The 23,775-nt window shown below is 70.8% G+C and carries 24 protein-coding genes, 3 pseudogenes and 1 riboswitch; of the genes and pseudogenes, 13 read left to right on the forward strand and 14 right to left on the reverse strand.

Translation table 11 applies throughout. From position 1 onward, the window contains the following. Window positions 1-4 precede the first annotated feature (4 nt). Window positions 5-107: riboswitch (TPP riboswitch) on the forward strand. From AB0M54_RS40665 to AB0M54_RS40690, 6 genes are all read left to right on the forward strand, one after another. Further along, the gene (locus AB0M54_RS40665; RefSeq protein ID WP_364320651.1) at window positions 105-689 is read left to right on the forward strand and encodes an ECF transporter S component; all 585 of its coding nucleotides are present in this window, start codon (window positions 105-107) and stop codon (window positions 687-689) included. (Overlaps the previous riboswitch by 3 nt.) After that, complete coding sequence (locus AB0M54_RS40670) at window positions 682-2,067, forward strand: ATP-binding cassette domain-containing protein (protein WP_364477459.1); 1,386 nt, start codon at window positions 682-684, stop codon at window positions 2,065-2,067. Before AB0M54_RS40665 ends, AB0M54_RS40670 begins: the two co-directional genes overlap by 8 nt. Beyond that, window positions 2,064-2,861: an energy-coupling factor transporter transmembrane component T gene (locus tag AB0M54_RS40675; protein WP_364320647.1), complete on the forward strand. Its 798-nt coding sequence runs from the start codon at window positions 2,064-2,066 to the stop codon at window positions 2,859-2,861. The genes AB0M54_RS40670 and AB0M54_RS40675 overlap by 4 nt, the downstream gene beginning before the upstream one ends. Window positions 2,862-2,969: 108 nt before the next feature. After that, window positions 2,970-4,655 carry a histidinol-phosphatase gene (locus tag AB0M54_RS40680; RefSeq protein ID WP_364320645.1) on the forward strand — a complete coding sequence of 562 codons (1,686 nt, stop codon included), beginning with the start codon at window positions 2,970-2,972 and terminating at the stop codon, window positions 4,653-4,655. A gap of 200 nt (window positions 4,656-4,855) precedes the next feature. Beyond that, on the forward strand, window positions 4,856-5,233 hold the full coding sequence (locus tag AB0M54_RS40685; protein ID WP_364477462.1) for a hypothetical protein: 378 nt from the start codon (window positions 4,856-4,858) through the stop codon (window positions 5,231-5,233). A 202-nt stretch (window positions 5,234-5,435) separates the two neighbouring features. Continuing rightward, the gene (locus tag AB0M54_RS40690; RefSeq protein ID WP_364477464.1) at window positions 5,436-5,624 is read left to right on the forward strand and encodes a hypothetical protein; all 189 of its coding nucleotides are present in this window, start codon (window positions 5,436-5,438) and stop codon (window positions 5,622-5,624) included. Window positions 5,625-5,640: 16 nt separating this feature from the next. Here the strand turns inward: AB0M54_RS40690 and AB0M54_RS40695 are convergent, their stop codons facing one another. Further along, a complete protein-coding gene (locus tag AB0M54_RS40695) occupies window positions 5,641-5,862 on the reverse strand; it encodes a hypothetical protein (protein ID WP_364320639.1) in 222 nt (73 codons plus the stop codon). Window positions 5,863-6,241: 379 nt separating this feature from the next. Continuing rightward, on the reverse strand, window positions 6,242-6,859 hold the full coding sequence (locus AB0M54_RS40700; RefSeq protein WP_364477467.1) for a maleylpyruvate isomerase N-terminal domain-containing protein: 618 nt from the start codon (window positions 6,857-6,859) through the stop codon (window positions 6,242-6,244). Between the two features lie 388 nt (window positions 6,860-7,247). On the opposite strand from AB0M54_RS40700, the gene AB0M54_RS40705 reads away from it, so the two are divergent. Together AB0M54_RS40705 and AB0M54_RS40710 are read left to right on the forward strand one after the other, a co-directional pair. Beyond that, window positions 7,248-7,628: a response regulator transcription factor gene (locus tag AB0M54_RS40705; RefSeq protein ID WP_364477470.1), complete on the forward strand. Its 381-nt coding sequence runs from the start codon at window positions 7,248-7,250 to the stop codon at window positions 7,626-7,628. 9 nt (window positions 7,629-7,637) lie between these two features. Continuing rightward, the gene (locus AB0M54_RS40710; protein WP_364320631.1) at window positions 7,638-8,213 is read left to right on the forward strand and encodes a hypothetical protein; all 576 of its coding nucleotides are present in this window, start codon (window positions 7,638-7,640) and stop codon (window positions 8,211-8,213) included. Window positions 8,214-8,323: 110 nt separating this feature from the next. Here AB0M54_RS40710 and AB0M54_RS40715 read toward each other — a convergent pair whose 3' ends face one another. Continuing rightward, window positions 8,324-10,366, reverse strand: a complete 2,043-nt coding sequence (locus AB0M54_RS40715; protein ID WP_364477473.1) for a hypothetical protein — start codon at window positions 10,364-10,366, stop codon at window positions 8,324-8,326. A 212-nt stretch (window positions 10,367-10,578) separates the two neighbouring features. On the opposite strand from AB0M54_RS40715, the gene AB0M54_RS40720 reads away from it, so the two are divergent. The 3 genes from AB0M54_RS40720 to AB0M54_RS40730 are packed head-to-tail and all read left to right on the forward strand — an operon-like array spanning window position 10,579 to window position 12,779. After that, complete coding sequence (locus AB0M54_RS40720) at window positions 10,579-10,872, forward strand: MTH1187 family thiamine-binding protein (RefSeq protein WP_364320627.1); 294 nt, start codon at window positions 10,579-10,581, stop codon at window positions 10,870-10,872. Beyond that, the gene (locus AB0M54_RS40725) at window positions 10,869-11,597 is read left to right on the forward strand and encodes an HAD family hydrolase (protein ID WP_364477476.1); all 729 of its coding nucleotides are present in this window, start codon (window positions 10,869-10,871) and stop codon (window positions 11,595-11,597) included. The genes AB0M54_RS40720 and AB0M54_RS40725 overlap by 4 nt, the downstream gene beginning before the upstream one ends. A gap of 18 nt (window positions 11,598-11,615) precedes the next feature. Then, window positions 11,616-12,779 (forward strand): tetratricopeptide repeat protein, encoded by a 1,164-nt coding sequence (locus AB0M54_RS40730; protein WP_364320623.1) that lies wholly within the window; start codon window positions 11,616-11,618, stop codon window positions 12,777-12,779. Here the strand turns inward: AB0M54_RS40730 and AB0M54_RS40735 are convergent. Both AB0M54_RS40735 and recO read right to left on the reverse strand, forming a co-directional pair. Continuing rightward, window positions 12,776-13,615, reverse strand: coding sequence for an isoprenyl transferase (locus AB0M54_RS40735; RefSeq protein WP_364477479.1), 840 nt, complete (start codon window positions 13,613-13,615; stop codon window positions 12,776-12,778). The genes AB0M54_RS40730 and AB0M54_RS40735 overlap by 4 nt on opposite strands. Continuing rightward, window positions 13,555-14,340 (reverse strand): DNA repair protein RecO, encoded by a 786-nt coding sequence (gene recO, locus AB0M54_RS40740; RefSeq protein ID WP_364477482.1) that lies wholly within the window; start codon window positions 14,338-14,340, stop codon window positions 13,555-13,557. The genes AB0M54_RS40735 and recO overlap by 61 nt, the downstream gene beginning before the upstream one ends. A 98-nt stretch (window positions 14,341-14,438) precedes the next feature. Between recO and AB0M54_RS40745 the strand changes: the two genes are divergently transcribed. Together AB0M54_RS40745 and AB0M54_RS40750 are read left to right on the forward strand one after the other, a co-directional pair. Then, a complete protein-coding gene (locus tag AB0M54_RS40745; protein ID WP_364320617.1) occupies window positions 14,439-15,326 on the forward strand; it encodes a DUF4097 family beta strand repeat-containing protein in 888 nt (295 codons plus the stop codon). A gap of 7 nt (window positions 15,327-15,333) precedes the next feature. Continuing rightward, window positions 15,334-16,089 (forward strand): thioesterase family protein, encoded by a 756-nt coding sequence (locus AB0M54_RS40750; protein ID WP_364477485.1) that lies wholly within the window; start codon window positions 15,334-15,336, stop codon window positions 16,087-16,089. On the opposite strand, the gene AB0M54_RS40755 is transcribed toward AB0M54_RS40750, so the two are convergent. The 9 genes and pseudogenes from AB0M54_RS40755 to AB0M54_RS40795 form a co-directional block, all read right to left on the reverse strand. Beyond that, on the reverse strand, window positions 16,058-17,275 hold the full coding sequence (locus AB0M54_RS40755; protein WP_364477564.1) for an MFS transporter: 1,218 nt from the start codon (window positions 17,273-17,275) through the stop codon (window positions 16,058-16,060). The two genes, AB0M54_RS40750 and AB0M54_RS40755, sit on opposite strands and share 32 nt — an antisense overlap. Further along, window positions 17,172-18,305 (reverse strand): acyltransferase, encoded by a 1,134-nt coding sequence (locus AB0M54_RS40760; protein WP_364477488.1) that lies wholly within the window; start codon window positions 18,303-18,305, stop codon window positions 17,172-17,174. Before AB0M54_RS40760 ends, AB0M54_RS40755 begins: the two co-directional genes overlap by 104 nt. 81 nt (window positions 18,306-18,386) lie before the next feature. Beyond that, window positions 18,387-19,271: a GTPase Era gene (gene era, locus AB0M54_RS40765; protein WP_364321284.1), complete on the reverse strand. Its 885-nt coding sequence runs from the start codon at window positions 19,269-19,271 to the stop codon at window positions 18,387-18,389. A gap of 161 nt (window positions 19,272-19,432) precedes the next feature. Next, window positions 19,433-19,798, reverse strand: coding sequence for a cytidine deaminase (locus tag AB0M54_RS40770; RefSeq protein ID WP_364477491.1), 366 nt, complete (start codon window positions 19,796-19,798; stop codon window positions 19,433-19,435). Continuing rightward, entirely contained in the window at window positions 19,791-21,113 is a 1,323-nt protein-coding gene (locus tag AB0M54_RS40775; protein WP_364320609.1) for a hemolysin family protein, read from the reverse strand. The genes AB0M54_RS40770 and AB0M54_RS40775 overlap by 8 nt, the downstream gene beginning before the upstream one ends. A 5-nt stretch (window positions 21,114-21,118) precedes the next feature. Further along, window positions 21,119-21,589: an rRNA maturation RNase YbeY gene (gene ybeY / locus AB0M54_RS40780; RefSeq protein ID WP_364320607.1), complete on the reverse strand. Its 471-nt coding sequence runs from the start codon at window positions 21,587-21,589 to the stop codon at window positions 21,119-21,121. 23 nt (window positions 21,590-21,612) lie between these two features. Beyond that, window positions 21,613-21,975 (reverse strand): annotated as a pseudogene (locus AB0M54_RS40785) (PhoH family protein); the annotation flags it as partial. Between the two features lie 279 nt (window positions 21,976-22,254). Continuing rightward, window positions 22,255-23,064 (reverse strand): annotated as a pseudogene (locus tag AB0M54_RS40790) (LAGLIDADG family homing endonuclease); the annotation flags it as partial. Continuing rightward, window positions 23,053-23,760 (reverse strand): annotated as a pseudogene (locus AB0M54_RS40795) (PhoH family protein); the annotation flags it as partial. The pseudogenes AB0M54_RS40795 and AB0M54_RS40790, both read right to left, overlap by 12 nt. Window positions 23,761-23,775: the final 15 nt, after the last annotated feature.

Here is a 23,775-nt window from a genome sequence, read left to right on the forward strand (position 1 = left end):
AACATAGTTCCGACAGGGGAGCGCACAAGCGCTGAGAGTGCGGGCAACCGCAGACCCTCGAACCTGATCCGGGTAATGCCGGCGCAGGGAGTTGGAGGAATCCAATGGCACGTGACAATCGTTGGCGGACCATCGACATCGTCATCGCGGCGGTCATCGCCGTCGCGTTCGGCGTGATCTTCTGGGCGTGGAACATCCTCTGGGGCGCCACCGGCGGCGCCTTCGCGTTCTTCCCGCCCGCGCAGACGCTGCTCTACGGCGTCTGGCTCATCCCGGCCGTGCTCGGCGGCCTGATCATCCGCAAACCCGGCGCGGCCCTGTTCACCGAGGCCGTGGCGGCGACCATCTCGGCCCTGCTCGGCGCGCAATGGGGCGCGCTGGTCATCCCCCAGGGCCTGGTGCAGGGGCTGGGCGCCGAGCTGGCCTTCGCGATCCTGCTCTACCGCTCCTGGCGGCTGCCCGCCGCGCTGCTGGCCGGCCTGCTCACCGGCGTCAGCGCGGCGCTGTTCGACTTCTTCGCCTGGAACGCGGCGTACGACCTGTGGGACTACCGCGTCCCGTACGCGCTGCTCACCATGGTCAGCAGCACCGTGGTCGCGGGCGCCGGCAGCTGGGCGCTGGTCAAGGCGCTCGCCCCGACCGGCGTGCTCGACCGCTTCGGCGCCGGGCGAGAACGCGCGCTTGTCTGAGGTCGTCCTCCGCGGGTTCGGCTGGCGACACGCCGGTCGGCGCGCCTGGGCGGCTCGCGAGGTCGATCTGCGGATCGCCCACGGCGAGCGGGTGCTGCTGCTCGGCCCGTCCGGAGCGGGCAAGAGCACGCTGCTGTCCGCGCTGGCCGGGCTGCTGCCGGACGACTCGGGTGAGGCGGCCGGCAGCGTCGAGATCGACGGGCTCGAACCACGCAAGGCCCGCGAGCGGGTCGGGCTGCTGTTCCAGGACCCGCAGACCCAGCTGGTGATGGCGCGCAGCGGCGACGACGTGGCGTTCGGGCTGGAGAACCGCGGGGTGCCCGGCAAGGACATCTGGGCGCGGGTCAGTGACGCGCTCGATCGCGTCGGGTTCCCGTACCCCCTGAACCGGCCCACCGCCGCGCTCTCCGGCGGCGAAGCGCAACGGCTCGCCCTGGCCGGGGTCATCGCGCTGCGGCCCGGGCTGCTGCTGCTGGACGAGCCCACCGCCAACCTCGACCCGGACGGCGCGGCGCTGATCCGCGCGGCGCTGACCCGGGCGGTCGGCCGCGACACCACGATGATCCTGGTCGAACACCGGGTCGCCGAGGCGTTGCCGCTGGTCGACCGGGTGATCGTGCTGTCGCCGGGCGGCGGGGTGCGGGCCGACGGGCCGCCGGCGGCGGTCTTCGACGCGCACGGCGACCAACTCGCGGCGGACGGGGTCTGGGTGCCAGGCCGGCCGCTGCCCCGGTTCCCGGCCGTTCTTCCGCCCGGTTCCCCTTTGGTACGCGCGGAGCACGCCTCTTTCGACGAACGCGTTCGTCAGGTCACGCTGTCCGCCGACGAGGCGTCGATCCTCGCGGTGACCGGACCGAACGGCGCGGGCAAGTCGACGCTGGCGCTGCTCCTGGGCGGACTGCTCCGGCCCACCTCGGGTCGTGTGTGGGCCGCGCCGGGCGGCTCGCCCTGGCAGTGGCGGGCGCGCGACCTGGCCGGGCGCATCGGGTCGGTGTTCCAGAACCCGGAGCACCAGTTCGTCACGTCCCGGGTCCGCGACGAACTCTCCCTTTCCGGCGTCTCCCCCACCGTCGCTTCGCGGGTCGACGATCTGCTGTCGCGTCTGCGGCTCTCGCATCTGGCCGACGCCAACCCGCACACGCTCTCCGGCGGCGAGGCGCGGCGGCTCAGCGTGGCGACCGCCCTGGTCCGCGCGCCGCGGCTGCTGGTCCTGGACGAGCCCACCTTCGGCCAGGACCGCCGCACCTGGATCGAGCTGGCCACGCTGTTCGCGTCGCTGCGGGACGACGGGCACGGCATCGTGGCGGTCACCCACGACGCCGACTTCGTCTCGTCACTGTCCGACCGGACGCACGTTCTCTCCCGGGACGACACATGACCGCTCCGGCGACAACCTCGGCCACCGCACCCCTGGCGCGCCGCAACCCGGTCGCCAAGCTGGCCGCCGCCCTGATCTTCGCGCTGCCCCTGGTGTCCACACTGGACCCGCTCACGCCCGCGCTCGGGCTGGCGATCGAGCTGGCCGTCCTGCCGCTGTTCGGCGTCTCGGCGCGTGAGCTGGCCCGGCGCGTGTGGCCGCTGCTGCTCGCGGCCGGCGGGATCCTGGTCACGATGGTGCTGTTCGCCGCCGACCGCAGTGGCGCTCTGCTGTTCGCGGTCGGGCCGGTCGACGTCACCACCGGGGTGCTGCTCGGGGCGCTCGGGCTGGTGCTGCGGGTGTTCGCGGTGGCGCTGCCCGGTGTCGTCGTGTTCCTCACCACCGACCCCACCGACCTGGCCGACGCGCTGGTGCAGAATGCCAAGGCGCCGGCCCGGTTCGCGATCGGGGCGCTCGCCGCGTTCCGGCTGCTGCCGCTGCTCGGGCAGGAGTGGCAGGCGCTCACCCTGGCCCGGCGGGCCCGCGGACTGGACGCCGGGCGCAACCCGGTCGCCCGGCTGCGGCTCTTCGCCTCGACGGCGTTCGCGCTGCTGGTCGGGGCGTTGCGGCGGGGCGGGCGGCTGGCCACCGCGATGGACGCGCGCGGGTTCGATTCGGGCACCCCCCGGACGTACGCCCGCAGGCAGATCTTCGGCCCGGCCGACGGAACGCTGATCGTCGCGGCGGCCCTGCTCTCGGCTGCCGCGGTCGCCGCGAGTGTCGTGACCGGACTGTTCCGGCCGATCATCGGCTGAGGCCTGCCTTGCTTGTTCGCCCGCAGGTCAGACGCACGACATGTGGCGTTGGGATGCTGCCGGGACGCTCGTGCAGTCAACCCTCTTGATCATTTGGGAGCTCAACCCATGGGTCACGGCCACCACCACCATCACGACCACGTCGGCGGCACTTCGGACGTACCCCCGGCTCTGGATCTGACCATCCCCGACGCGGAGCTGTCACCCGCGGACGTCTCCCGGCGTGGTTTCCTGCGTGGCGCCGGTCTTCTCGGCGCCGGCGCGGCCGCGTCCGTGCTCGCCTCGCCCTCGTCCCCCGCCGTCGCCGCCTCGTCGTCGCCGGACAAGCCCTCCACCGGCGGTCTCACCTGGCTCGCCGGTGACCACCACATTCACACCCAGTACAGCTCGGACGCACAGTACCGGGTCATCGACCAGGCCAAACACGGTCATGCGTACGGGCTGGACTGGCTGGTCATCACCGACCACGGCAGCAACGCGCACGCCAAGATCGGTGTGGAGAAGGTCAACCCGGACATCCTGAACACCCGGTCCGCGCTGCCGGAGCTCCTCACCTTCCAGGGTCTGGAGTGGAACATCCCCGGCGCCGAGCATGCGACCGTCTTCGTGCACCCCGGCCGCAACGAGGTCGACGTGCTCAAACGATTCGAGCAGGCGTACGACGGATCGCAGCTGCCCGCCACCAACACCAACGAGCAGAACGAGGCCGCCGCCATCGCCGGCATCCAGTTCCTCGGCGAGCAGGTCCGGGCCCGCAAGGTCGAGGGCGCGCTGTTCCTGGCCAACCACCCGGCCCGCCGCGGCATCGACTCGCCGCACGAGATCCGCAACTGGCGCGACGCCGACCCCACGGTCGCGATCGGCATGGAGGGCGCACCCGGCCACCAGGCCGCCGGCATCCCCGCCCCGAACGGTCGAGGCGGCGCCCGCGGCTACTACGACAACAACCCGTCGGCCGCGTCGTTCCCCGGCTACCCGCCGGAGAGCTACCGCACGTGGGGCGGCTTCGACTGGATGACCGCCACGGTCGGCGGCCTGTGGGACAGCCTGCTCGCCGAGGGCCGGGCCTGGTGGGTGACGGTCAACTCGGACAGCCACGTCAACTACCTGGACCAGTCCGACCGCGGCCCCGGCGGCGACTTCGAGGCCAACGGCCGGCACAACGACCCGGTCTACACCGGTGTCGTCAACACGTCGGCCGGCGACTTCTGGCCCGGCTTCTACGGCCGCACCAACGTGGGCGCCCGCAACCGCAGCTACCGCGCGGTCATGGACGGGCTCCGCGACGGCCGCGTCTGGGTCGACCACGGTCGCCTGATCAAGAACCTGGACGCGCGGGTCCGGATCGCCGGTTCGTCCGGCGCGGGCACCCCGCTCGGCGGCGTCCTCCGCGTCAAGAAGGGCGTGGCCACCGAGCTGGCCCTCGACATCGACCTGCAGGACATCCCGAACTGGCGCCAGTTCGTTCCGGTCCTCGAGCGCGTCGACGTCATCGTCGGCACGGTCACCGGTCCCGCCGCCGGCAAGGACCAGTTCACCGCGCCCGACACCAAGGTCGTCAAGTCCTTCGACGTCTCGGCCCGCACCGGCAGACTGACGGTCCGCTACCAGCTCGGCCGCCTCGACAAGCCCTTCTACCTCCGGGTACGCGGAACCGACGGCAACCGCACCCAGCCCGGCCTGATGGGCGCCGCCACCGACCCGTTCGGGCCCGCCCTCGACGCCATCGGCAACGCCGACCCGTGGGGCGACCTCTGGTTCTACTCCAACCCGATCTGGGTCCTGCCCAAGTGACGTCATCCCCCGCTTCCCCGCCCTCCTTGCCTCCCGCGCCACCCCCGCCTTCCACGCCGGCGGCCTCTTCCCACGCGCCGGCGTCCTCACCTTCCACGCCGGCGGCCTCTTCCCACGCGCCGGCGTCCTCACCTTCCACGCCGGCGGCCTCCTCTCACGCGCCGGCGTCCTCACCTACCGCGCCGGCGTCCTTCGCTGACGTGGCCGCCGCCGAGCATTGGATCGCGACCAGCGACCCGGTGCCGGCGACGGCGTGCACGCTGCTGGTCTACCTCCCGCAGCCGCACGTGGAGGTCGTGACGGTTCCCCGCGAGGGGGCGAGGGCGGTGCGCTACCCAGGCGTCGACGAGCTGACCGGCTCGATGCCGCTCGCCCAGGTGGTGGCCACGTCAGCGATCGACCACGTCGAGATCCTGGGCAGCGGCCCCGCCGACCCGTCCCTGATCCTCGACACCTGCGACTTCGTCCGCCCCATCTGGCGGAACGGCGAGCTGGTGCTGACGGTGATGCCGGCGGCCGACGGTCACGTGGTCCCGTTCGAGACCCGCAACCCCACCCCCTGCTGCGCCGCCCACTGAGTTTGGCGGGGTCGCCCCAAAGCGACCCCGCCACCTCTTCTGTCGTCCCGGCAGACGGTCAGCCACTTCTTCTGCCATCCCGCGGGCTGACCGCTACTTCTACTTTCGTCCTCGGGCGGCCCCTACTCCTTCTGCCATCCCTCAGGCGGCTCCGCCTTCTTCTTTCGGGCCGCGCGTGGCCCGCTTCCGAAGCGTCGTGCGGATGTCATTCCTGCGATTCGAGGGAATCATCGACGCGCAGCTGCCGCGCAGCGCCTTTCGCTATCAAGCCTGGTGGAGCAACGAGATCGGCGGCAACCACGTGCAGGCGCATGCGTGGATGAACGCCGGCTGGAGAGTCGACGGCGTCGACCTGGCCCGTCAGGAAGTCACCTTCATCCACACCGGGTGACCACCTCCGGCGACGCTCAGTTCAGGGTGCGCATGCCGGGGACTTCGTCGAAGACGCCGAACGGCCGGAGATGCAGAGGTTGATCCCGGAGCGGCACGTACGCGGCGTCCCCGTAGAAGTCGTCCGGAAGGTCCAGAACCCAATGGGTCGGTTCGTCGTTGTTGTTGTCGGGCAGGTCTAGCACCCAGTGGTCCGGTTCGTTGTTGTCGTCGGGCAGAGATGCGTATGGATCGGACACATCCGGCACGTTATCGCGAACGCGAAGGTTTGTATGTCACTCGTGGGATTGACCGAGTGGCTACATCGGCCTGACCGCGACGAATCGGCGCACGGAGTCCGCGTTTTTGATGGCCGTCACATCCAAGAGTGACCCGCCGCGGGGACCCGACCGCCGACCACGAGCAACCCGCCGCCAGGACCCGACCGCCGACCACGAGCAACGCACCGCGAGGACCCGATCGGCCCAACGACGCCTATCCGCCGCTCAAACGCGCTCTTGACAGCGCCGCAAACCCGCGGAGGACGCGCCGCAAGACCTGGCCGGACCAACGACGCTCAACCACGTCTTGGCGGCACAACCACGAGCGACGCGTCGACTGGCGGCTGCGTGGCGGAGGTCAGGAGTCGGGGCCGAAGGTCAGGCGGTTCTCGGGGCCACGGCCGGTGGCCAGGCGGAGCAGGGCGATCTTTGGTGCGGTGTCCGGGAAGAGCAACCGCAGCAGGTGGTCGGTGGCGGCGGCGGTGATCCATGGTGGACGGGCGGCGGCGTCGGCGATGTCGAGGCCGTGCAGGCCCAGTTCGACGACGCGGGTAGACAGGAACTCACTGAGCAGCATCGCGTCGCCGTGGCGGGTCTGCACGACGCGGGCCGGCAGCTGGTTGGCGCCGAGCGAGATCGACTCGTGGCAGGCCATGGACAACGCTTCGACGAGGGTCGCGGGGTCGGCCGAGGCGGCACGGCGGCGGGCGGACTCGATGCGGTCGGCGTCGGTGTCGCCGGCGAAGCGGCTGCCGGCGCGGTAGTAGTCCGCCGCGGTCACTGAGGCCACCGTGGGCGCCGGGCCGGCGATCATGCCGGGCAACCGGGACATCGTCGTGACCAGGTGGCCTACGACGTCCTTGACCAGCCACGGCGCGCAGCGGGTGGGCCGCTCCCACGCCGCCGCCGGCAGGTCGCCGAGCGCGTGGATGAGCGCGTCCACCTCGCCCCGCAGCACATCGAGAACAGTGAGCATCTCGTCATGATCCCATCACGGGCGGTCAGGAGCTCATGAGTCGGAATCCGAATATTGGGTAACAAGCCCGGGGTGTTCCGGCGGACGGCGTGGATTGCCGCGGGCGTGACGGCCACGGCCAGTGCTACCGCCTGGCCACCCTCGATCGCCGCCCTGCTTCTGGTCGCCTACCTGGTGGCCGCCGGCTTCGCCACGAACTGGATCGTCACGAACGCGTTCGTCTACTACGTGGGACTGTTGACCCTCATGACGGTCGCCCTCGTCACGGATCCGTGGGTGGTCTTCGGGATCTGGATCGTCTTCCTGCACGCCTGCGCGCTGTTCTCCAGCCGCTGGGCGTTCGCCTGGTCGGCGATCGGGGCGGTCGCCGGCGGTGCGGGTGATGGTGTTGAGCACCTATGCGTCCTCCGCCGACGTGGTGCCGGCGGTGGAGGCGGGCGCGGCCGGGTATCTGCTCAAGGACTCCTCCCGGAGCGAGATCGTGGATGGGGTACGGGCGGCGGCCCGCGGGGAGCATGTGCTGGCGGCCGAGGTGGCCGGGCGGCTGATGGACCGCGTACGCGAACCGGCGGAGCCGTTGCTCAAACCGCGCGAGGTCGAGCTGCTCCGGCTGGTCGCGGGCGGCGCCACCAACCGGGCGGCGGCCGCCGAGCTGTTCGTCAGCGAGGCCACCGTGAAGGCGTACCTGCAGCAGATCTACGACCGGCTGGGCGCACGCGATCGAGCGTCGGCGGTCGCGTTGGCCTACCAGCGCGGTCTGCTCACGTAGCGTCGGGGCATGCTCTGGTCAGTGGCCGGCTCCAGTTGCTCCGGCAAGACGACCGCGGCGCGCGCCTGCGGCACGATCCCCGGCGTCGTGGTGCACGACTTCGACGAGCTCGGCGTGCCCGACGGCGCGGACCTGAAGTGGCGGCAACGTGGCCTGGAGACGTGGCTGCGGCGGGTGCTGGCCTACCAGGCGGGGGACATCGACGTCGTCCTGCTGGGGCAGTCGCCGCTGGGCGAGGTGCTGGCCGCGCCGTCCGCGCCGCTCCTGGACGGCCTGGCTACCTGCGTGCTCGACGTCGCCGATGACGAACGCGTTCGTCGGCTCGAGCGCCGCGATCCCGGCAAGTGGTCGCCGGCCCAGCACGAGGCGTTCGTCAAGTGGGGTCAATGGCACCGCGGCCACGCGGCCGACCCGGGCCATCACCCCGAGATTCTGACCGTCGGCGGGTGGGCGGAGATGGCCTGGGATCGCTGGCCGTCGCATGCCGCGGAGTGGCCGGTCCCGGTGTTCGACACCACCGGTCGCACGGTCGACGAGACCTCGGCCGCGATACGGGACTGGGTGACCGGCCGTGACCGACCCTGACACCCGAGCCTCATGCCGGCCGGGTCGAGCGGGGGCAGACGCGAAGCGCGGGTGAGCCAGATACGTGGCCCACCCGCGCCCTACTCGCTTACCGACATTCGGTGCCCGGATCAGTCTCCCGATCCGCCCCCGTCACCGCCGGAGCTACCGCCGTCACCGCCGGAGCTACCACCGTCACCGGCAGAACTACCGCCGTCAGAGCCACCGTCGCCGGCAGACGACCCGCTGTTGCCGGAGGTGTGGCTGCTCGAGCCAGTGCTGCCACCCCCCGAGCTGTCGCCACCGCTGGAGCTGTCCCCACCGCCGGAGCTGTCCCCACCACTGGAGCTGTCCCCGCCAGCGGAGCTCTCCCCACCAGCGGAACTCTCCCCACCAGTGGCGGAACCGTCCCCGCCGTCGGCGCCCTCGCCGCTCGAGGCGGAATTGTCGCCGGCAGCCGAGGTGTCTCCAGCGTCGGACCCGTCACCATCGGCAGAAGTGTCTCCGGCATCGGACACATCACCGTCGGCAGAGCCCTCCGCAGCGTCGGAGCCGTCAGCCTCCGACGAATCAGAGCTTTCGCTCTGGCTGTCGTCGGAGTCCTCGGCGACGGTGTCCGCGGCGACGTCTTCGCTGTCGACGTCGTCCGCTTGGGCCGAGGTGTAGTCCGAGGTGTACTGGTCGACCATGTCGTTCTCGGCCACCGGGATGTTCAAGTCCTGCGGAGGCAGGGCGTCGTCCGGCACGCCCGGAACATCCGGCTGATGCAGGGTCGGGCCTATGTCACGTCCAGCTGCCGCAGCAGCTCCCGTCGCAGGCGACACCTCGCCCTGCGGTGCTTGCCCGGCTGGGGCTTCGTTGCTCTGCCCACTGTTGCTGGGAGTCCCGCTCTGACCGGTAGCACCACCAGTGCCATCACTCTGGCCGGTGCCACCACCGCCGACGCCAGAACCGGAACCGGACCCAGAGCCGGAGCTAGAGCCGGAACCCGAACCAGAGCCGGAACCAGAGCCGGAACCGGAACCCGAACTAGAGCCGGAGCCCGAACCGGACGCAGAACCGGAGCCGCCACTCGCGCCGCCCTGACCAGAACCGCCACCGCCACCTTGGTTGCCAGCGTCCGGAATGGACGTACTCCCGGAACCAGGGTCTGGCTGATTGCCAGGCGACGCTTGCGGCGGACTCGCCGCAGGCGCCGGCGGCGCATCAGGCAGCGGATTCTGCCCAGATTGCTGCGGCTGAGCCGGCGTCTTCTCAGGGGTGTAGGTAACTCCCGCACCCGCGAAGAAGCCTGGCACGAGCGACTGCACCCACTCCAGCGCGCTTCCCTTGGCCGGCTTCTCGGTCTTCGTCGTGGCGCTGCCCGCACCGGCCACCCCGGTGACGTGCACCCCCTTGCTGTCGATCGAGAAGTTCGCGCCACCGCCGACCTTCGTCTTGCCGCCGGCCGCGTTGATGCCGATCGGGCGGGTGCCCTGGACCCGGCCGCTGACCTTGCCGTCCAGGCCCACCCGGAGGGAGAACTGGAACGTGAAGCCCAGCCAGTCCATCTCCGCCTGCACCACGAAGCCCACACCGGTCGCGGTGGACGGCGGCATCTCGTTGGTGGAGATCCCGACCTTGTTGCCCCAGACGCCCAGCACCGTGTGTGAGCCGGTGTTCGGGTCATAGGTGTACGAAGCGCCGACGCCCCTCGCGACCGTGACCGTGACGGTAGGCAGCGGCGGCGTCGGCGCGGTGCCGTTGGGCCGGCCGGCCGGGTTGGTGCCGGGGGCTGGAGCACGCCCACCCGGCGCAGCCCCCATGGCCGGCGTCGCCTGTGTCGCATTGAGGCTGATGCTGGGCGCCTCGGACATGGCCAGCTCGGACATTGCCAGGTCGGTGGCGGTGGCCGACGTCTCTGTGGTGGTGGACAGGTCCGTGGTGGAGGCCTTGGCCGTGTCCACTGCGGACACCGCCAGAACGACCTGCTGTGATTTGTCGGCGGCCGGCCGGACCTCGGCGATCGCCAGCGACAGCTGCACGGTCTTGCCGTCCGGCCGGGTCATGACGAGGTTGCAACCGCTGCCGGCGTCGAGCTGAAGGCAGTCGCTCGCGGCCGGCGCCTTTTGCGGAGCGGCCAGAGTACGCGCGTGAGCCGCCGTGCCACCGCCCGCGATGAACGCGAACGCCACCGGCAGACCGACGAGGGCTGCGGCCAGCCGTGGCGGCCGCCCCCTACTTCGGATTGATCTGGTCAATGTTCCTCCCTGACTATTGATCGCTCGCATCGACGAGTGTGAGTCGGGGGGAAGGTCCGGTCCATGCCGCACATGTGCGGCATGGACCGATATTTATATGCGTGCAATCCTGCTGGTCCGGCCCGCGAACGACCTACGGTGGAGGCATGTTGGTTGCGTTTTCTGTGACGCCGCTCGGCGTGGGGGAATCGGTCGGGGACGCGGTGGCCGAGGCGGTGCGGGTGGTCCGGGAGTCGGGGCTGCCCAACCGTACGGATGCCATGTTCACCACCATCGAGGGTGAATGGGACGAGGTGATGGCCGTGGTCAAGCGGGCCGTGGATGTGGTGGCCGAGGCGGCGCCCCGGGTCAGCGTCGTGCTCAAGGCGGACATCCGGCCGGGCGTGACCGGCGCCCTGGACGCCAAGGTCGCCCACATCGAGCGCCGGCTGGCCGAGTGAGCGAAAGCGAGCCGAGCCGGGCCGAAAAGGCGAGCCGGAGCGAAAAGGCGAGACGCACGCTGGTCATGTGGGACATCGACCGGACGCTGCTGCACGGCGGCGGCGTCACGGCCCGGGCCTGGAAGGCGGCCTTCGCCGAGCTCACCGGCCTGGAGTGGCGCGAGACGCCGCAGTTCGGCGGCCGCACCGACCTGGACATCTGCGCCGAGGTCTTCCGGGTGCACGGCGTGACCGACCACACCGCGGAGTCCTTCTTCGACCTCTACCTCCGCCGGATCGAACACGACCGGCACCTGTTCGCCGAGCAGGGCGCGCTCATGCCGGGCGTCCGCGAGGTGCTGAGCCGGCTGGCCGCCGACCCGCGGATCGTGCAGACCCTGGTCACCGGCAACCTGGCGCCGGTGGCCCGGGCCAAGGTGGAGGCGTTCGGGTTGCATGACGTCTTCGACGAGGAGATCGGCGGGTACGGCGGGGATCACGCCGTCCGCGCCACCCTGGTGCGGCGCAGCCTGGAACGGGCGCACGACAAGTACGCCGAACCGTTCCGGGCCGTGGTCGTGGGCGACACCGTCAACGACGTCGCCGCCGCGCTGGCCAACGACGTGGCCGTGGTCGGCGTGGCCACCGGCAGCACCACGGCGGCCGAACTCCACCACGCGGGCGCCGAAGCCGTTTTACCCGATTTATCCGATGTGGACCACGCAGTGCGCACGATAGCGGGTTGAGCCGACATAATCCGACCCATGCCGATTGCCGCACCCTCCACCGATGATCTGGCGGAGATCGCCGAACTCGTTGTCACCTGGTCGGGGGTGGTCCTGGGCGGCTTCGCGCTGCTGATGGCGATCTTGACCGTGCTGTTCGTGGGCGCCGGCTTCTTCGGCGTCCGGGAGCTGCGGTCGATCCGGCGGACCGGCGCCGACGCCCGGCGCGAGCTCGACCAGCAGAAGGCGATCGCCCAGGACGTGACGTCCAACACGAACCGGGCCATCAAGGCGGCCGAGGACCTCTCCGAGGAGGCGAACTCGCTGCTGGGACGGGCCCGGACCGCGGTCGACATGACCGAGGTGCAGACCGAGCAGGTACGCCAGCTCAGCGCCCGCCTCCAGGCCCAGATCCAGGAGCTCGACCAGCGGATGAACACCATGGTCGAGATGTCGTACCTGTTCAACCAGGGCGAGGAGGCCTACCACGAGGGCCAGTACGACAAGGCCGTCGAGTTCCTCCGCCGGGCGTTGCAGATCCAGCCGAAGAACGCCCGGGTCCGCTACCGCCTGGGCCGCGCGCTGACCAACCTGGGCCGGGACGACGAGGCCCTGACCGAGCTGACCACCGCCATGGCCGACGGGCACGACCCGGAGCACAGCGAGCGCGGGCTGGCCTGGTTGTTCCGGCACACCGACCCGGCGCGGGCCGACGAGCACGCCGAGCGGGCCCTTTCAGCGGCGCCGCGCAACGCCGCGAACTGGAACTGTGTCGGCCTGCTGCGCCGCGACCAGGAAGACTTCGACGGCGCGCGGAAGGCCCACCAGAAGGCGCACGACCTGGAGCCGAACACCATCACCACGCCGTTCTACCTGGCCCTGCTGGCCGCCCACGCGGGCCAGCCGGCCCGGGCCCAGCAGTGGTCGGAAGAGGCGGTGAACCTGCTCGACGTCGAGCGCCGGGCCCGGATCTTCAACATCTGGTCGGCGGTGATCCGGTGGAGCGACCTGGTTCTGCGGGACGAGCTGACCGAGGCCGACCGCTACGCCACCGAGCTGGTCGAGACGTGCCCGTCGCGGCGGCGGGCCCTGGAGATCAGCGGGCACATGCGGTTCCTGCTGCGGGCCCTGGACCACACCGACCTCGAGAACCGCTACCTGCACGGCCTCGAAACCAAATGGCGAACCCGCCGCAAGAATTAAACGGGCGCCACCGGGTTGGGCAGGGCCCCGCCGAAGCGTCGGTCGCGGCTGGCGAAGAGCTCGCACGCATACCAGAGGTGGCGGCGGTCGAAGTCGGGCCAGAGGGTGTCGAGGAAGACCATCTCGGCGTACGCGGACTGCCAGAGCAGGAAGTTCGACGTGCGTTGCTCGCCCGACGGACGCAGGAAGAGGTCAACGTCGGGCACCTCGGGGTGGTAGAGGTACTTGGCGATCGTCTTCTCGGTGATCTTGTCGGCCTTGAGCTTGCCGGCCGCCACGTCGCGGGCGATCGCGGCGGTCGCGTCGGCGATCTCGGCCTGCCCGCCGTAGTTGACGCAGAACTGCAGGGTCAGCGTGGAGTTGCCGCGCGACATCTCCTCGGCCGTCTCGAGCTCGCTGATCACGCTCTTCCACAACCGGCCACGCCGGCCCGACCAGACCACCCGCACGCCCAGGTCGACGAGCTGGTCGCGGCGGCGCCGGATGACGTCACGGTTGAAGCCCATCAGGAACCGGACCTCGTCGGGCGACCGCTTCCAGTTCTCGGTGGAGAACGCGTACGCCGAAAGATAGGGGATGCCCAGCTCGACGGCGCCCTCGATGGCGTCGAACAGCGAGTGTTCGCCCTGCTCATGCCCCTTGGTGCGGGACAGCCCACGCTCCTTGGCCCAGCGACCGTTGCCGTCCATCACGACGGCGACGTGCTTGGGCAGCGCCTCGCGCGGGATCGCCGGGGGTGTGACCCCGGAGATGTGCGGGGTGGGCGGACGTGGGCTCACGGACTCTCCCGTCGATCGACCAGCGGCAACGAGCGCATCGCGCGCTCCATGTGCCATTGGAGATGTGCCGCCACCAGCCCGCTGCACTCGCGGCGGACCGGCGGCTCGGTGGCGTCGGCGACCGGCCAGTCGCCGGCGGTCAGGGCGGCCATCAGGCCGATGGTGGCGGGCGCCGGATGGGCGGCGCCGGGCGGGCGGCAGTCGGGGCAGACCGAGCCGCCGGCCGGGACGGAGAACGCGCCGTGCGGCCCGGGCTGGCCGCACACCGCGCACTCGATCAGCGCGGGCGCCCAGCCGGCCGTGGCCATCGCCCGCAGGAGGTAGGCGTCGAGCACCAGGGGACCGGCGTGTTCGCGGGCGGCCAGGGCCTTGAGCGCCCCCAGGGTCAGCTGGAACAGGCGCAGCGACGGCTCGCGCTCGATCGGGGTGAGCCGCTCGGCCGTCTCGGCGATGGCACTGGCCGCGGTGTAGCGCGGGTAGTCGACCAGGAACTCCTTGCCGTACAGCGCGACCGCCTCGACCTGGCTCACCGATTGGAGCGTGCTGGTGCCGACGCCCTCGGGCGACCCGGCCAGTTGCAGGTCGACGTGGCCGAACGGCTCGAGCCGGGCCCCGAAGCGCGACATCGTGCGGCGTACTCCCCGGGCCACCGCCCGCAACCGGCCGTGACGGCGGGTCAGCAGCGTGATGATCCGGTCGCTCTCGCCGAGTTTCTGCACACGCAGGACCACCGCGTCGTCGCGGTAGACATGGCGTCGATATCCGGCGGGCACGGTGAACATTGTGCCCGCCCGGTACGACAACCCTGACGCCGTATCAGGGTCAGGTGGGTGATGAAACTGATGGCGTCCCCGATCCGGCCCGTCATAGCGTCTGTGACATGACGTCGACTCTGTCCCGCCACCCCGGATTTCGCCGCGCCGGGGCCGCCACTCTGATCGCGGCGGTGGCCGCCACCGCCCTCACCGGTTGCGGCGGGGTCGGCGCCCAGCTGACCTTCAACGACGTCGAGAAGGCCAAGGTCACCGACATCGTGGTCACCGGCGACAGCGGCGACGTGCTGATCCGCACCAAGCCGTCGGTCACCGAGACCCAGATCAACCGGATCGTGCACCGCAACTCCGACCCGGGCGCGTCGTACCACCTGGAGGGTTCGACCCTGACCATCGACACCAAGTGCGGGGTCAACTGCCGGGTGTCGTACGACATCACCGCGCCCGTGGGCGTCAAGGTGCGCGGCTCGCTGGGCTCGGGCGACGTCGGCCTGACCGGGGTGGCCGCGGTCGACCTGACCCTCGACTCGGGCAACCTCATGGTCAGCGAGGTCAAGGGCGACGTGGCGGTCAAGGCCGACTCGGGCGACGTCGCCATCAGCGACGTCACCGGCAAGGTCACGGCCTCGGTCGACTCCGGCAACGTACGCGCCATCAAGATCGCCGGCGGGCCGGTCAACCTGCGGGCCGACTCCGGCGACGTGGACGTCGAGGCCGTCCAGGCGATGTCGGTGACCGCCACGGCCGACAGCGGCAACGTGATGGCCCGGGTGCCGGCCGGCACCTACTCGATCGTCACCCGCGCCTCCTCCGGCGAGGAGCAGATCGAGGGCCCCGGCCTGGTCAACGACCAGAACGCCAAGTTCAAGCTGGTGATGTCGGCCGACAGCGGCGACGTGACGCTCACCTCCCTGCCCTCGGACGACGGCAGCACGCACGTGATTCCGCTGGTTCCCGACGCCCCGGAGGCGCCCACACCCGGTCGGACGTCATGATCTGTGCATGACCGCGTTCTATCTCCCGCTGGGTGACGACCGCTACGAGCCGACCGACTTCACCGAGAGCCCCTGGGACCCGCGCATGCAGCACGGCGGCCCACCGGCGGCCCTGCTCGCGCACGCCATGGCGCCCGGTGACGGACAACGGCTGACCCGGCTCTCCGTCGACTTCCTCGGCCCGATCCCCCGCCGCCCGCTCGCGGTCGAGGTGACGCCGATCAAGCCGGGCCGGCTGACCTCGCTGGTCGAGGCCCGGATGGTGGTCGACGACAAGGTCGCAGTGGTGGCCCGGGGCTGGCACATCGCGACCGGCCCGAAGCCGTCCGTGGTCACACCCGGTGAGGCACAACCGGCGATCCCGGCGACCACCGACGACAGCATGGACTTCTTCGGGTACGGCCGGGCGACCGACTGGCGCGGCCTGGGCGGGCGGATCCTCTCGGCCGAGGGCCGCGGCGACGTGTGGACCCGGGTCAACCACCCGCTGATCGCCGGCGTGGACCTGACCGGCGTGGCCCGCACGCTGATCGTGGCCGACGCCGCAAACGGCCTCTCGACCAACTTCGACCTGCACGAGTGGCTGAGCATCCCGCCCGGCATGGCGACCACGTTCCTGCGCCCGCCGGCCGGCGAGTGGGTGCGGCTGGCCGCGCGGTCGGACGTCACCGAGGACGGCATCGGCCTGTGCACCGGCGACCTGTTCGACCAGAACGGACGGATCGCGCAGGTCACCCAACCGCTGCTGGTTCGGAAGCGGTGAAGTCGGCCCGGTCGCGTGAGCGCCGGGACAGCCAGATGAACGGCAGCGCGAGCGCCGAGACCACGGCGGAGATGCCGAACGAGGCCGGGTAGCCCCACACGTCGGCCGAGCGGCCCAGGCCGGGCTGCGCGATCGCCCCGCCGGTCGAGGACATCAGCGAGTCGAAGGAGAGCAGGGTGGCCCGCTGCCGGGAGGGGATCATCCCGTTCAGGTACGCCTGACGCACCGGCATCAGGGCCGCGCTGGACAGCGCCCAGACCACGATCAGCAGCAGCGCGACCCAGAACACCTGGATCACCGCGAACAGCGCCACCACGATCACGCCGACCACCGACATGGCCAGGATCATCCCGGTGCGGCGGTGGAACAGCGGGCGCAGCCGCGGGCCGAGCAGGCCACCGCCGATCTGGGCGGCGGCCATCACCGCGGCGCCGAGACCGGCGACGCCGTACGCGGTGTCGTCGCCCCACAGGTTGAGCAGGTGGGGCTGGAGCGCGTACCCGACGTAGATGCCGACGCCCCCGGTGCAGACCGAGGCGATCATCAGCCACCGGACCGGACGCGCCCGCAGGCCGTACCGGGCCGAGTCGCCGGCGATGCGGCGTACCTCGGTGGCGAAGCCCTGACTCCGATCGGGCGTGAACCCCAGGTCGCGCATCAGCACCGCCGCCACCACGAACACCACCACGAGCACCGCGGCCCGCGCGACGTACGGCGCACCCAGCCCCAGCCACTGCGCGAGGTAACCGCCGCCGCCCGCGCCGAGCAGCATTCCCCCGCCCATGAACACCTGGGCCCGGGCGAACACCGAGTCGAGTTCGCCCTGGTAGCCGGTGGCCCGCAACGCGTCGACCAGCCAGGCTTCGGTCGCGCCGGAGAAGAAGGTGAAGCCCAGCCCGAGCAGCACCGACGAGACCGCCCAGGCCCAGAACGGTCCCTCGATCACCCACAACCACAGGTAGAGCCCGGTCGTGACGGCCAGCGTGATCGTGCCGAGCAGATAGGACGCCCGGCGCCCCCACGAGTCGGCGACGATGCCGGTCGGCACCTCGAACAGCACCATCCCGGCGGTGAAGAACGCGTTAGCGGCGAACGCCTCGAAGTTGTTCAACCCGGCGTCGAGCAGGAAGATCGTATTGACGCCCCAGATGAGCGACGCGGCGAGAGTGTTGCCGAACCCGAGCACGTAGTACGTGCGACGGACCTGGGCGGCCGTGGACGTCATGCCGTTCATCCTGACCCTTGGGTACGACATCCGCGGGCACCAGCGTCACGCGCCGCCCGGCGGCCAGATCTTCCACCCAGCCGAAGGCCAGCGTGGCCAGACCCAGCAGCGACAGCACCACGGCCATCCGCCAGGCGTCGCCGGTCCAGCCGCGCACCGGCCAGCCCGCCGCCTCACCGGCGTGGGTCATCGCCACGATGATCGGCACGTGCCACAGGTAGATCGTCAGCGCCCGCGCGTTCAGCACGGTCACCGGGCGCCACGCCGGGATCGACGGCGAGAAGCGCAGCAGGACCAGGATCAGCGCCAGCGACCACAGCCCGTTGCCCAGCGGGATGTCGTTCAGGTCGTACCCCCGCGGCCCTGGATGGGTGACCACCCACACCGCCGCGGCCGCCGCAGCCGCCGCGGCCACCCACAGCAGCCGGCGGGCCCGCAGCTTGCCGTCGTGGTGGGCGAAGCCGATCAGCCACGCGCCGCCGTAGAGAGCCAGGTCGCGCAGGAGCGGCGGATGCACGGTCAGCCCGAGCAGCTGGGTGACGATCAGCGCGGCGTACGGCGTCGCGATCGTGACCAGCGGGAACTTCCGGTACAGCGGCAGCAGGATGGGCGAGAGCAGCACGAACCACAGGAAGTCACGCAGGTACCACATGGCGCTCAGGGCCTCGAGCCACGTGCCACCGGCCGGCGGGTCCTCCAGCGGGAAAAACCACATCAGCAGCTTCCAGTCCCAGGCCAGCCCGTCGATCATCATGGCCGGGACGGCGATCGCGGACAGCACCCAGACCGAGGGCAACAGCCGGCGCAGCCGCTTCTCGACGGCGAACGGACCCATCCGGTCGAGCGAGGCGGCCATCATCGAGCCGCCGAGCGCGAACATGATCGGCATCGCCGGGAACAGAACGGTCAACGCCGGCAATCCGGTGACGTGGTAGACGACCACCCGGACGACAGCCGCGGCACGGAGCAGATCCAGGTAGCGGTTGCGCACGGAACTAAGCCCTACCCAAACTTCGCGGCGGCTACAAACGGGCGTGAGAAGACCCACAATCCCGACATACAGCTGGGTTAATCAGAAACCGAGCTTACGCAGCTGCTTCGGGTCACGTTGCCACTCCTTGGCCACCCGCACGTGCAGATCGAGATACACCCGGCGGCCGAGCAGCGTCTCGATCTCGAGCCGGGCCCGGGTGCCCACGTCCTTCAGCCGCGCCCCGCGCGTGCCGATCACGATCGACTTCTGGCTGTCCCGCTCGACATAGAGGTCGGCGAAGATCCGGACCAGGTTGCCCTCCTCCTGCATCTCCTCGACCAGAACCGCGATCGAGTGCGGCAGCTCGTCGCGCACACCCTCCAACGCCGCCTCGCGGATCAGCTCGGCGATCAGCACCTGCTCGGGCTCGTCGGTCAGCATGTCGTCCGGGTACAGCTGCGGCGACTCGGGCAGATGCCCCACGATCACGTCGACCAGCGTCTCGACCTGGTGCCCGGACACCGCGCTCACCGGCACGATCTGCGCGAAGTCGTACAACTCGCTCACCGCGAGCAGATGTTGGGCCAGGGTCTGCTGATCGACCAGGTCGACCTTGGTCACCACGGCGATCACCACGGCCTTGAGCTCGGCGATCTCGGCCGAGATGAACCGGTCGCCACGCCCGATCGGCTCGTCCGCCGGCAGGCAGACGCCGATCACGTCGACCTCGCTCCACGTCTCTTTGACCAGGTCGTTCAGCCGCTCGCCGAGCAGCGTGCGCGGCCGGTGCAGGCCGGGCGTGTCGACCAGCACGAGCTGCGAGTCGGGCCGATGCAGGATGCCCCGGATCACATGCCGGGTGGTCTGCGGCTTGCTCGACGTGATCGCGATCTTCTGCCCGATGATCGCGTTGGTCAGCGTCGACTTGCCGGCGTTCGGCCGCCCGACAAAACACGCGAAACCCGCGCGATAGACGTCGGCCACGGCCTCCTGCCGCGCCACCGCCTTGTGCTGGTGCTGCTTACCCCGATGGGTACGCCCGGCGGGCGAGCCGCTTGCCTCGGTGCTGCCCGCCTTGCGGTGCCGGGGCTTGCGCACGCTGCCCTTCTTGGCCCCGCTGGAGCCCGTGGTGCCACGCTCGTCGGTCACGTGGTGACCGTTCCCAGCAAGGACCCGCCCGGACCGGCCACGTGGATCGGCGCGACGGCCGACAGGTCACGCACCGCGGCCCGGCCCAGCTCGTCCAGCGTCGCCGCCTCGGTCACCACCGCCGCCGCCTCCAGCTTCGTCGCGCCCGCGGCGGCCGCCGAGGCCACCGCCAGCTGCAACGCGGTCACCGCCAGGCTCGGCAGGGCCACGCTCGCCGCCGCATACGTGCGGCCGTCCTGGTCGCGTACCGCCGCACCCTCTTCAGCGCCCACCCGCGCGCGTGAGCCGCGCGCCAGGGTGACCAGCTTCTGGTCCTCCGCGGTCAGGTCCGCGGTCGCGGGCGGGATGACTGCCTCAGGCATCAGCGTGTTGCCTCTCCTCGGTCTCTTCGTCGGCCGCGCCTTCCGGCACAGCCCGGTTGACCAGCACCGAGTCGATCCGGTTACGACGCCCGGTGGTGCCCTCGGCGGTCAGGTGCAGGCCGTTCACGTTCACCTCGGCGCCCGGTATCGGCACCCGGCCCAGCGCCTGCGCGAGCAGGCCACCGACCGTCTCGACGTCGTCGGCGGGCAGTTCCACCCCGAAGATCTCACCGAGGTCTTCGATCGGCAGCCGCGCGGTCACCCGCACCGCGCCGTCGTCCAGCGTCTCCACCGGCGGGCGCTCGACATCGTACTCATCGGTGATCTCGCCGACGATCTCCTCGAGGATGTCCTCGATCGTCACCAGGCCGGCCGTCCCACCGTACTCGTCCACGACGATCACCAGGTGGTTGCGGGCCGCCTGCATCTCGGAGAGCAGATCGTCGACCGGCTTGGACTCGGGCACGAACGTCGCCGCCCGCATCAGCTCGGCCACCGCCGCCTCGGACGCGGCCGGGTCGCCGTTCTGCGTACGCCGCACCACGTCCTTGAGATAAAGCACGCCGAGCACGTCGTCGACGCTCTCGCCGATCACCGGGATCCGCGAGAAACCCGACCGCAGGAACAGGTAGAGCGCCTGCTGCAAGGTCTTGCCACTCTCGATCCACACCATCTCGGTGCGGGGCACCATCACCTCGCGGACGATCGTGTCACCCAGCGCGAACACCGAGTGGATCATCTCGCGCTCGCCGTGCTCGACCACACCGCGCTGCTCGGCCAGGTCGACCAGCTCCCGCAGCTCGACCTGACTGCCGAACGGCCCCTCCGGGAAGCCCTTGCCCGGCGTCACCGCGTTACCGATCAGGATCAGCAGCGAGGCCAGCGGGTTGAACACCCGGCCGATCCAGCGCACCAGCGGCGCCGCGGCCCTGCCCACCGCGTACGCGTGCTGCCGCCCCAACGTCCGCGGCGCCACGCCGACCACGACGAACGACACCACCGTCATCGCGCCCGCGGTCACCAGCGCGGCCCGCCAGCCGGCGCCGTACGTGTCCACACAGACCAGCGCCACCAGCGTGGTCGCGGTCAGCTCGCACAGCAGCCGCAGCAGGAGCAGCAGATTGAGGTGGCGCACCACGTCACCGGCCACCGCGGCCAGCGCCGCCGCGCCACGCTGCCCCTCCCGGGCCATCTCGGCCGCGCGGGCCGGCGACACGGTGGCCAGCGCCGCATCGGTCATCGAGGCCAGCCCGGCCAGGAAGACCAGCACCACCGCGTAGATCAGCAGTTGCAGGTCGGGTAGTCCGCCGTCCATCGGAATCAGCCGGCCTGGCGAGCGGACCGCCAGCTTTGGAGCAGCCTGGCCTGCAACGCGAACATCTCGCGTTCCTCCTCGGGCTCGGCGTGGTCGTAGCCGAGCAGATGAAGCACCCCGTGCACGGTGAGCAGATGGAGCTCGTCGGCCGGCGTGTGCTCAGCGGCGACCGCCTGCTTGGCCGCCACCTCGGGGGCCAGCACGATGTCGCCGAGCAGCGCCGGCTCACCGGCGCCGGCCTCACCCGGCCCGTGGTCGACGCTGCCCTCGTCCATCGGGAAGGCGAGCACGTCGGTCGGACCGTCGCTACCCATCCAGCGATGGTTGAGCTCGGTCATGTAGTCGATGTCGACAAGCAGGATGGACAGCTCGGCGAGCGGGTTCACACCCATCTCGTCCAGGGCGTGGCGGGCCACCGCCAGGATCGCGTCGGTGTCGACCTCGACTCCCGACTCGTTGGCGATCTCGATGGACATAGTGGTGCTTCTCATCCCCTGAACTAGCGTCGCCGCCCGGCGCGGCCGCCCCCGGCGGCCCGGCCCGGAACGGCCCGGACTTGCTGTGCGCTCTCTTGCTCCTGCGCCTCGTCGAAGCGCTGATAGGCGTCGACGATCTCGGCCACCAGCCGGTGTCGCACCACATCGGAGCTGGACAACTCGGCGAAGTGCACATCGTCGACGTTGCGCAGGATCTCTCGCACCACCCGCAGCCCACTGGACGTGCCGCCCGGCAGGTCGACCTGCGTGACGTCACCGGTGACCACGATCTTCGCCCCGAACCCGAGCCGGGTCAGAAACATCTTCATCTGCTCGGGCGTCGTGTTCTGAGCCTCATCCAGAATGATGAACGCGTCGTTGAGAGTGTTGTGGGTGACGATCAGATCGTCGGTGACGTACAGCGAGTCTGGCGCCGCCACCTGGATGCAGACCGTCTCCTCCTCGCCCAGCGGCTCGATCTCGTGAATGAACCGCATCGGACGACCGCCGCCGGTGGCGTTGTAGTGCGCCTGCTTGCGCTCCAGCCGGAATGGCTCGAGGCCGGCCGGCAGCCGGATGTCCATCACGAACGCGTCGTGCCGGTGGTGCACGTCACGGCCACGGGCGAGACCGGGCCGGCGCCCCAGCGCGGCACGCCGCCGGACGTAGGCGACACCACCGAGCGACCGCACCAGGAAGAGCACGTCGTCGCGAAGCTGCTCGGAGGACGTGGAGTACTGCACCCGGCAGGCGCGACCGCGCTGGGTCACCGGACCGCCGTCACTGTCGAACAGTCCTTGGAGCAACGCGAGTCGTACCGCGGCGCGGTTGAACTTGTAGACCTCGGGGACGAACTTCGTGTTCGACCTGGTGCCGGCGAGGTCGAGCTGACGCAGGATCGCGGTGACCGGATTCGCCGTGATCACACCGCCCCGGCCCCCACCGCCCGCCCGGCGAAGGATGTAGTCGACCTCGTTCTTGCGGGTCAGCTCGACGCCCGGCAGCGCGGCGTCCAGCGCCCCGGCCAGCTCGGGGTCGGCGGTGGTGAACGACGGCGTGGTGGCGGTGGTCAGGCAGCCGTCGCCGAGCAGGAGCCCGAGCGCGTACGGGTCCATCGGCACGTCCTGCCCGACGAACTCAACCGGCTCGACCAATGGCAACTCGTACCGGTGGACGTGTCCGCGGCGCAGGTTGCCGATCATCTCCTGGGTCTCGAGCGTGCGGGACGGACGGCCGTGGCTCCGGTCGTCCGGCGTACGCACCGTCCAGAGGTGTTCGCCACAGGCGATCGTCGAGGCACCGTCCTGCGTGGTGACCCGGTAGACCTGCTTGCGGCCCTGCGGGTAGACACCGAGCACCGGTGTGGGCAGGCCGTCGGAGCCGGTGACCAGGTCACCGGCCGCCAGATCGCCGATCGCGCGCCAGCCGTCCGGGGTCAGCACCTTCGCCGCGAGCGGCTGCGCCCGGCCACGCATGTAGGCCAAGGGGGCGACCTCGATCGTGCCGTTCTGCATCAGGCGCGGGATCGACTCGGGGTCGAGCATGTCGTGCAGCGCGTCGTACAGCGGCCGCAGGTAAGGGTCGATCTTCTCGTTCAGCGTGCCGGGCAGGAAGCCCAGCCGCTCGCCCGCCTCGACCGCCGGCCGGGTCAGGATGATGCGGTTGACCGCCTTGGCCTGGAGCGCCTGCACGGCCTTGGCCATGGCGAGGTAGGTCTTGCCGGTGCCGGCGGGGCCGATGCCGAAGACGATGGTGTTCTCGTCGATGGCGTCGACGTAGCGCTTCTGGCCCAGCGTCTTGGGGCGGATGGTGCGCCCGCGCCGGGAGAGGATGTTGAGCGTCAGCACCTCGGCCGGGCGCTCGGACGTGTTCTGCTCGAGCATCGTGGCGGTCCGCCGGACCGCGTCGACGGTCAGCGTCTCACCCTTCTCGATCAGCTCGATGAGCTCCGAGAAAAGACGCTCCGCGGTCGCGTTGTCGGCCGGCGAGCCGGTCACCGTGATCTCGTTGCCGCGGACGTGGACATCGCTGGCGAGGGTGCGCTCGATCAGGCGCAGGATCTCGTCCTTGGCGCCGAGCAGGTTCACCATGATCTTCGGGTCGGCGACCGAGATCTTGGTCTGCACCCGCGCCGCGCCGGACGCGCTCGACGTGTGGTCGGTGCTGGTCATAGGGGCGGCCCCGAG

Origin of the sequence: Actinoplanes sp. NPDC051470, from assembly GCF_040682035.1 — a bacterium.
GTDB lineage: Bacteria > Actinomycetota > Actinomycetes > Mycobacteriales > Micromonosporaceae > Actinoplanes.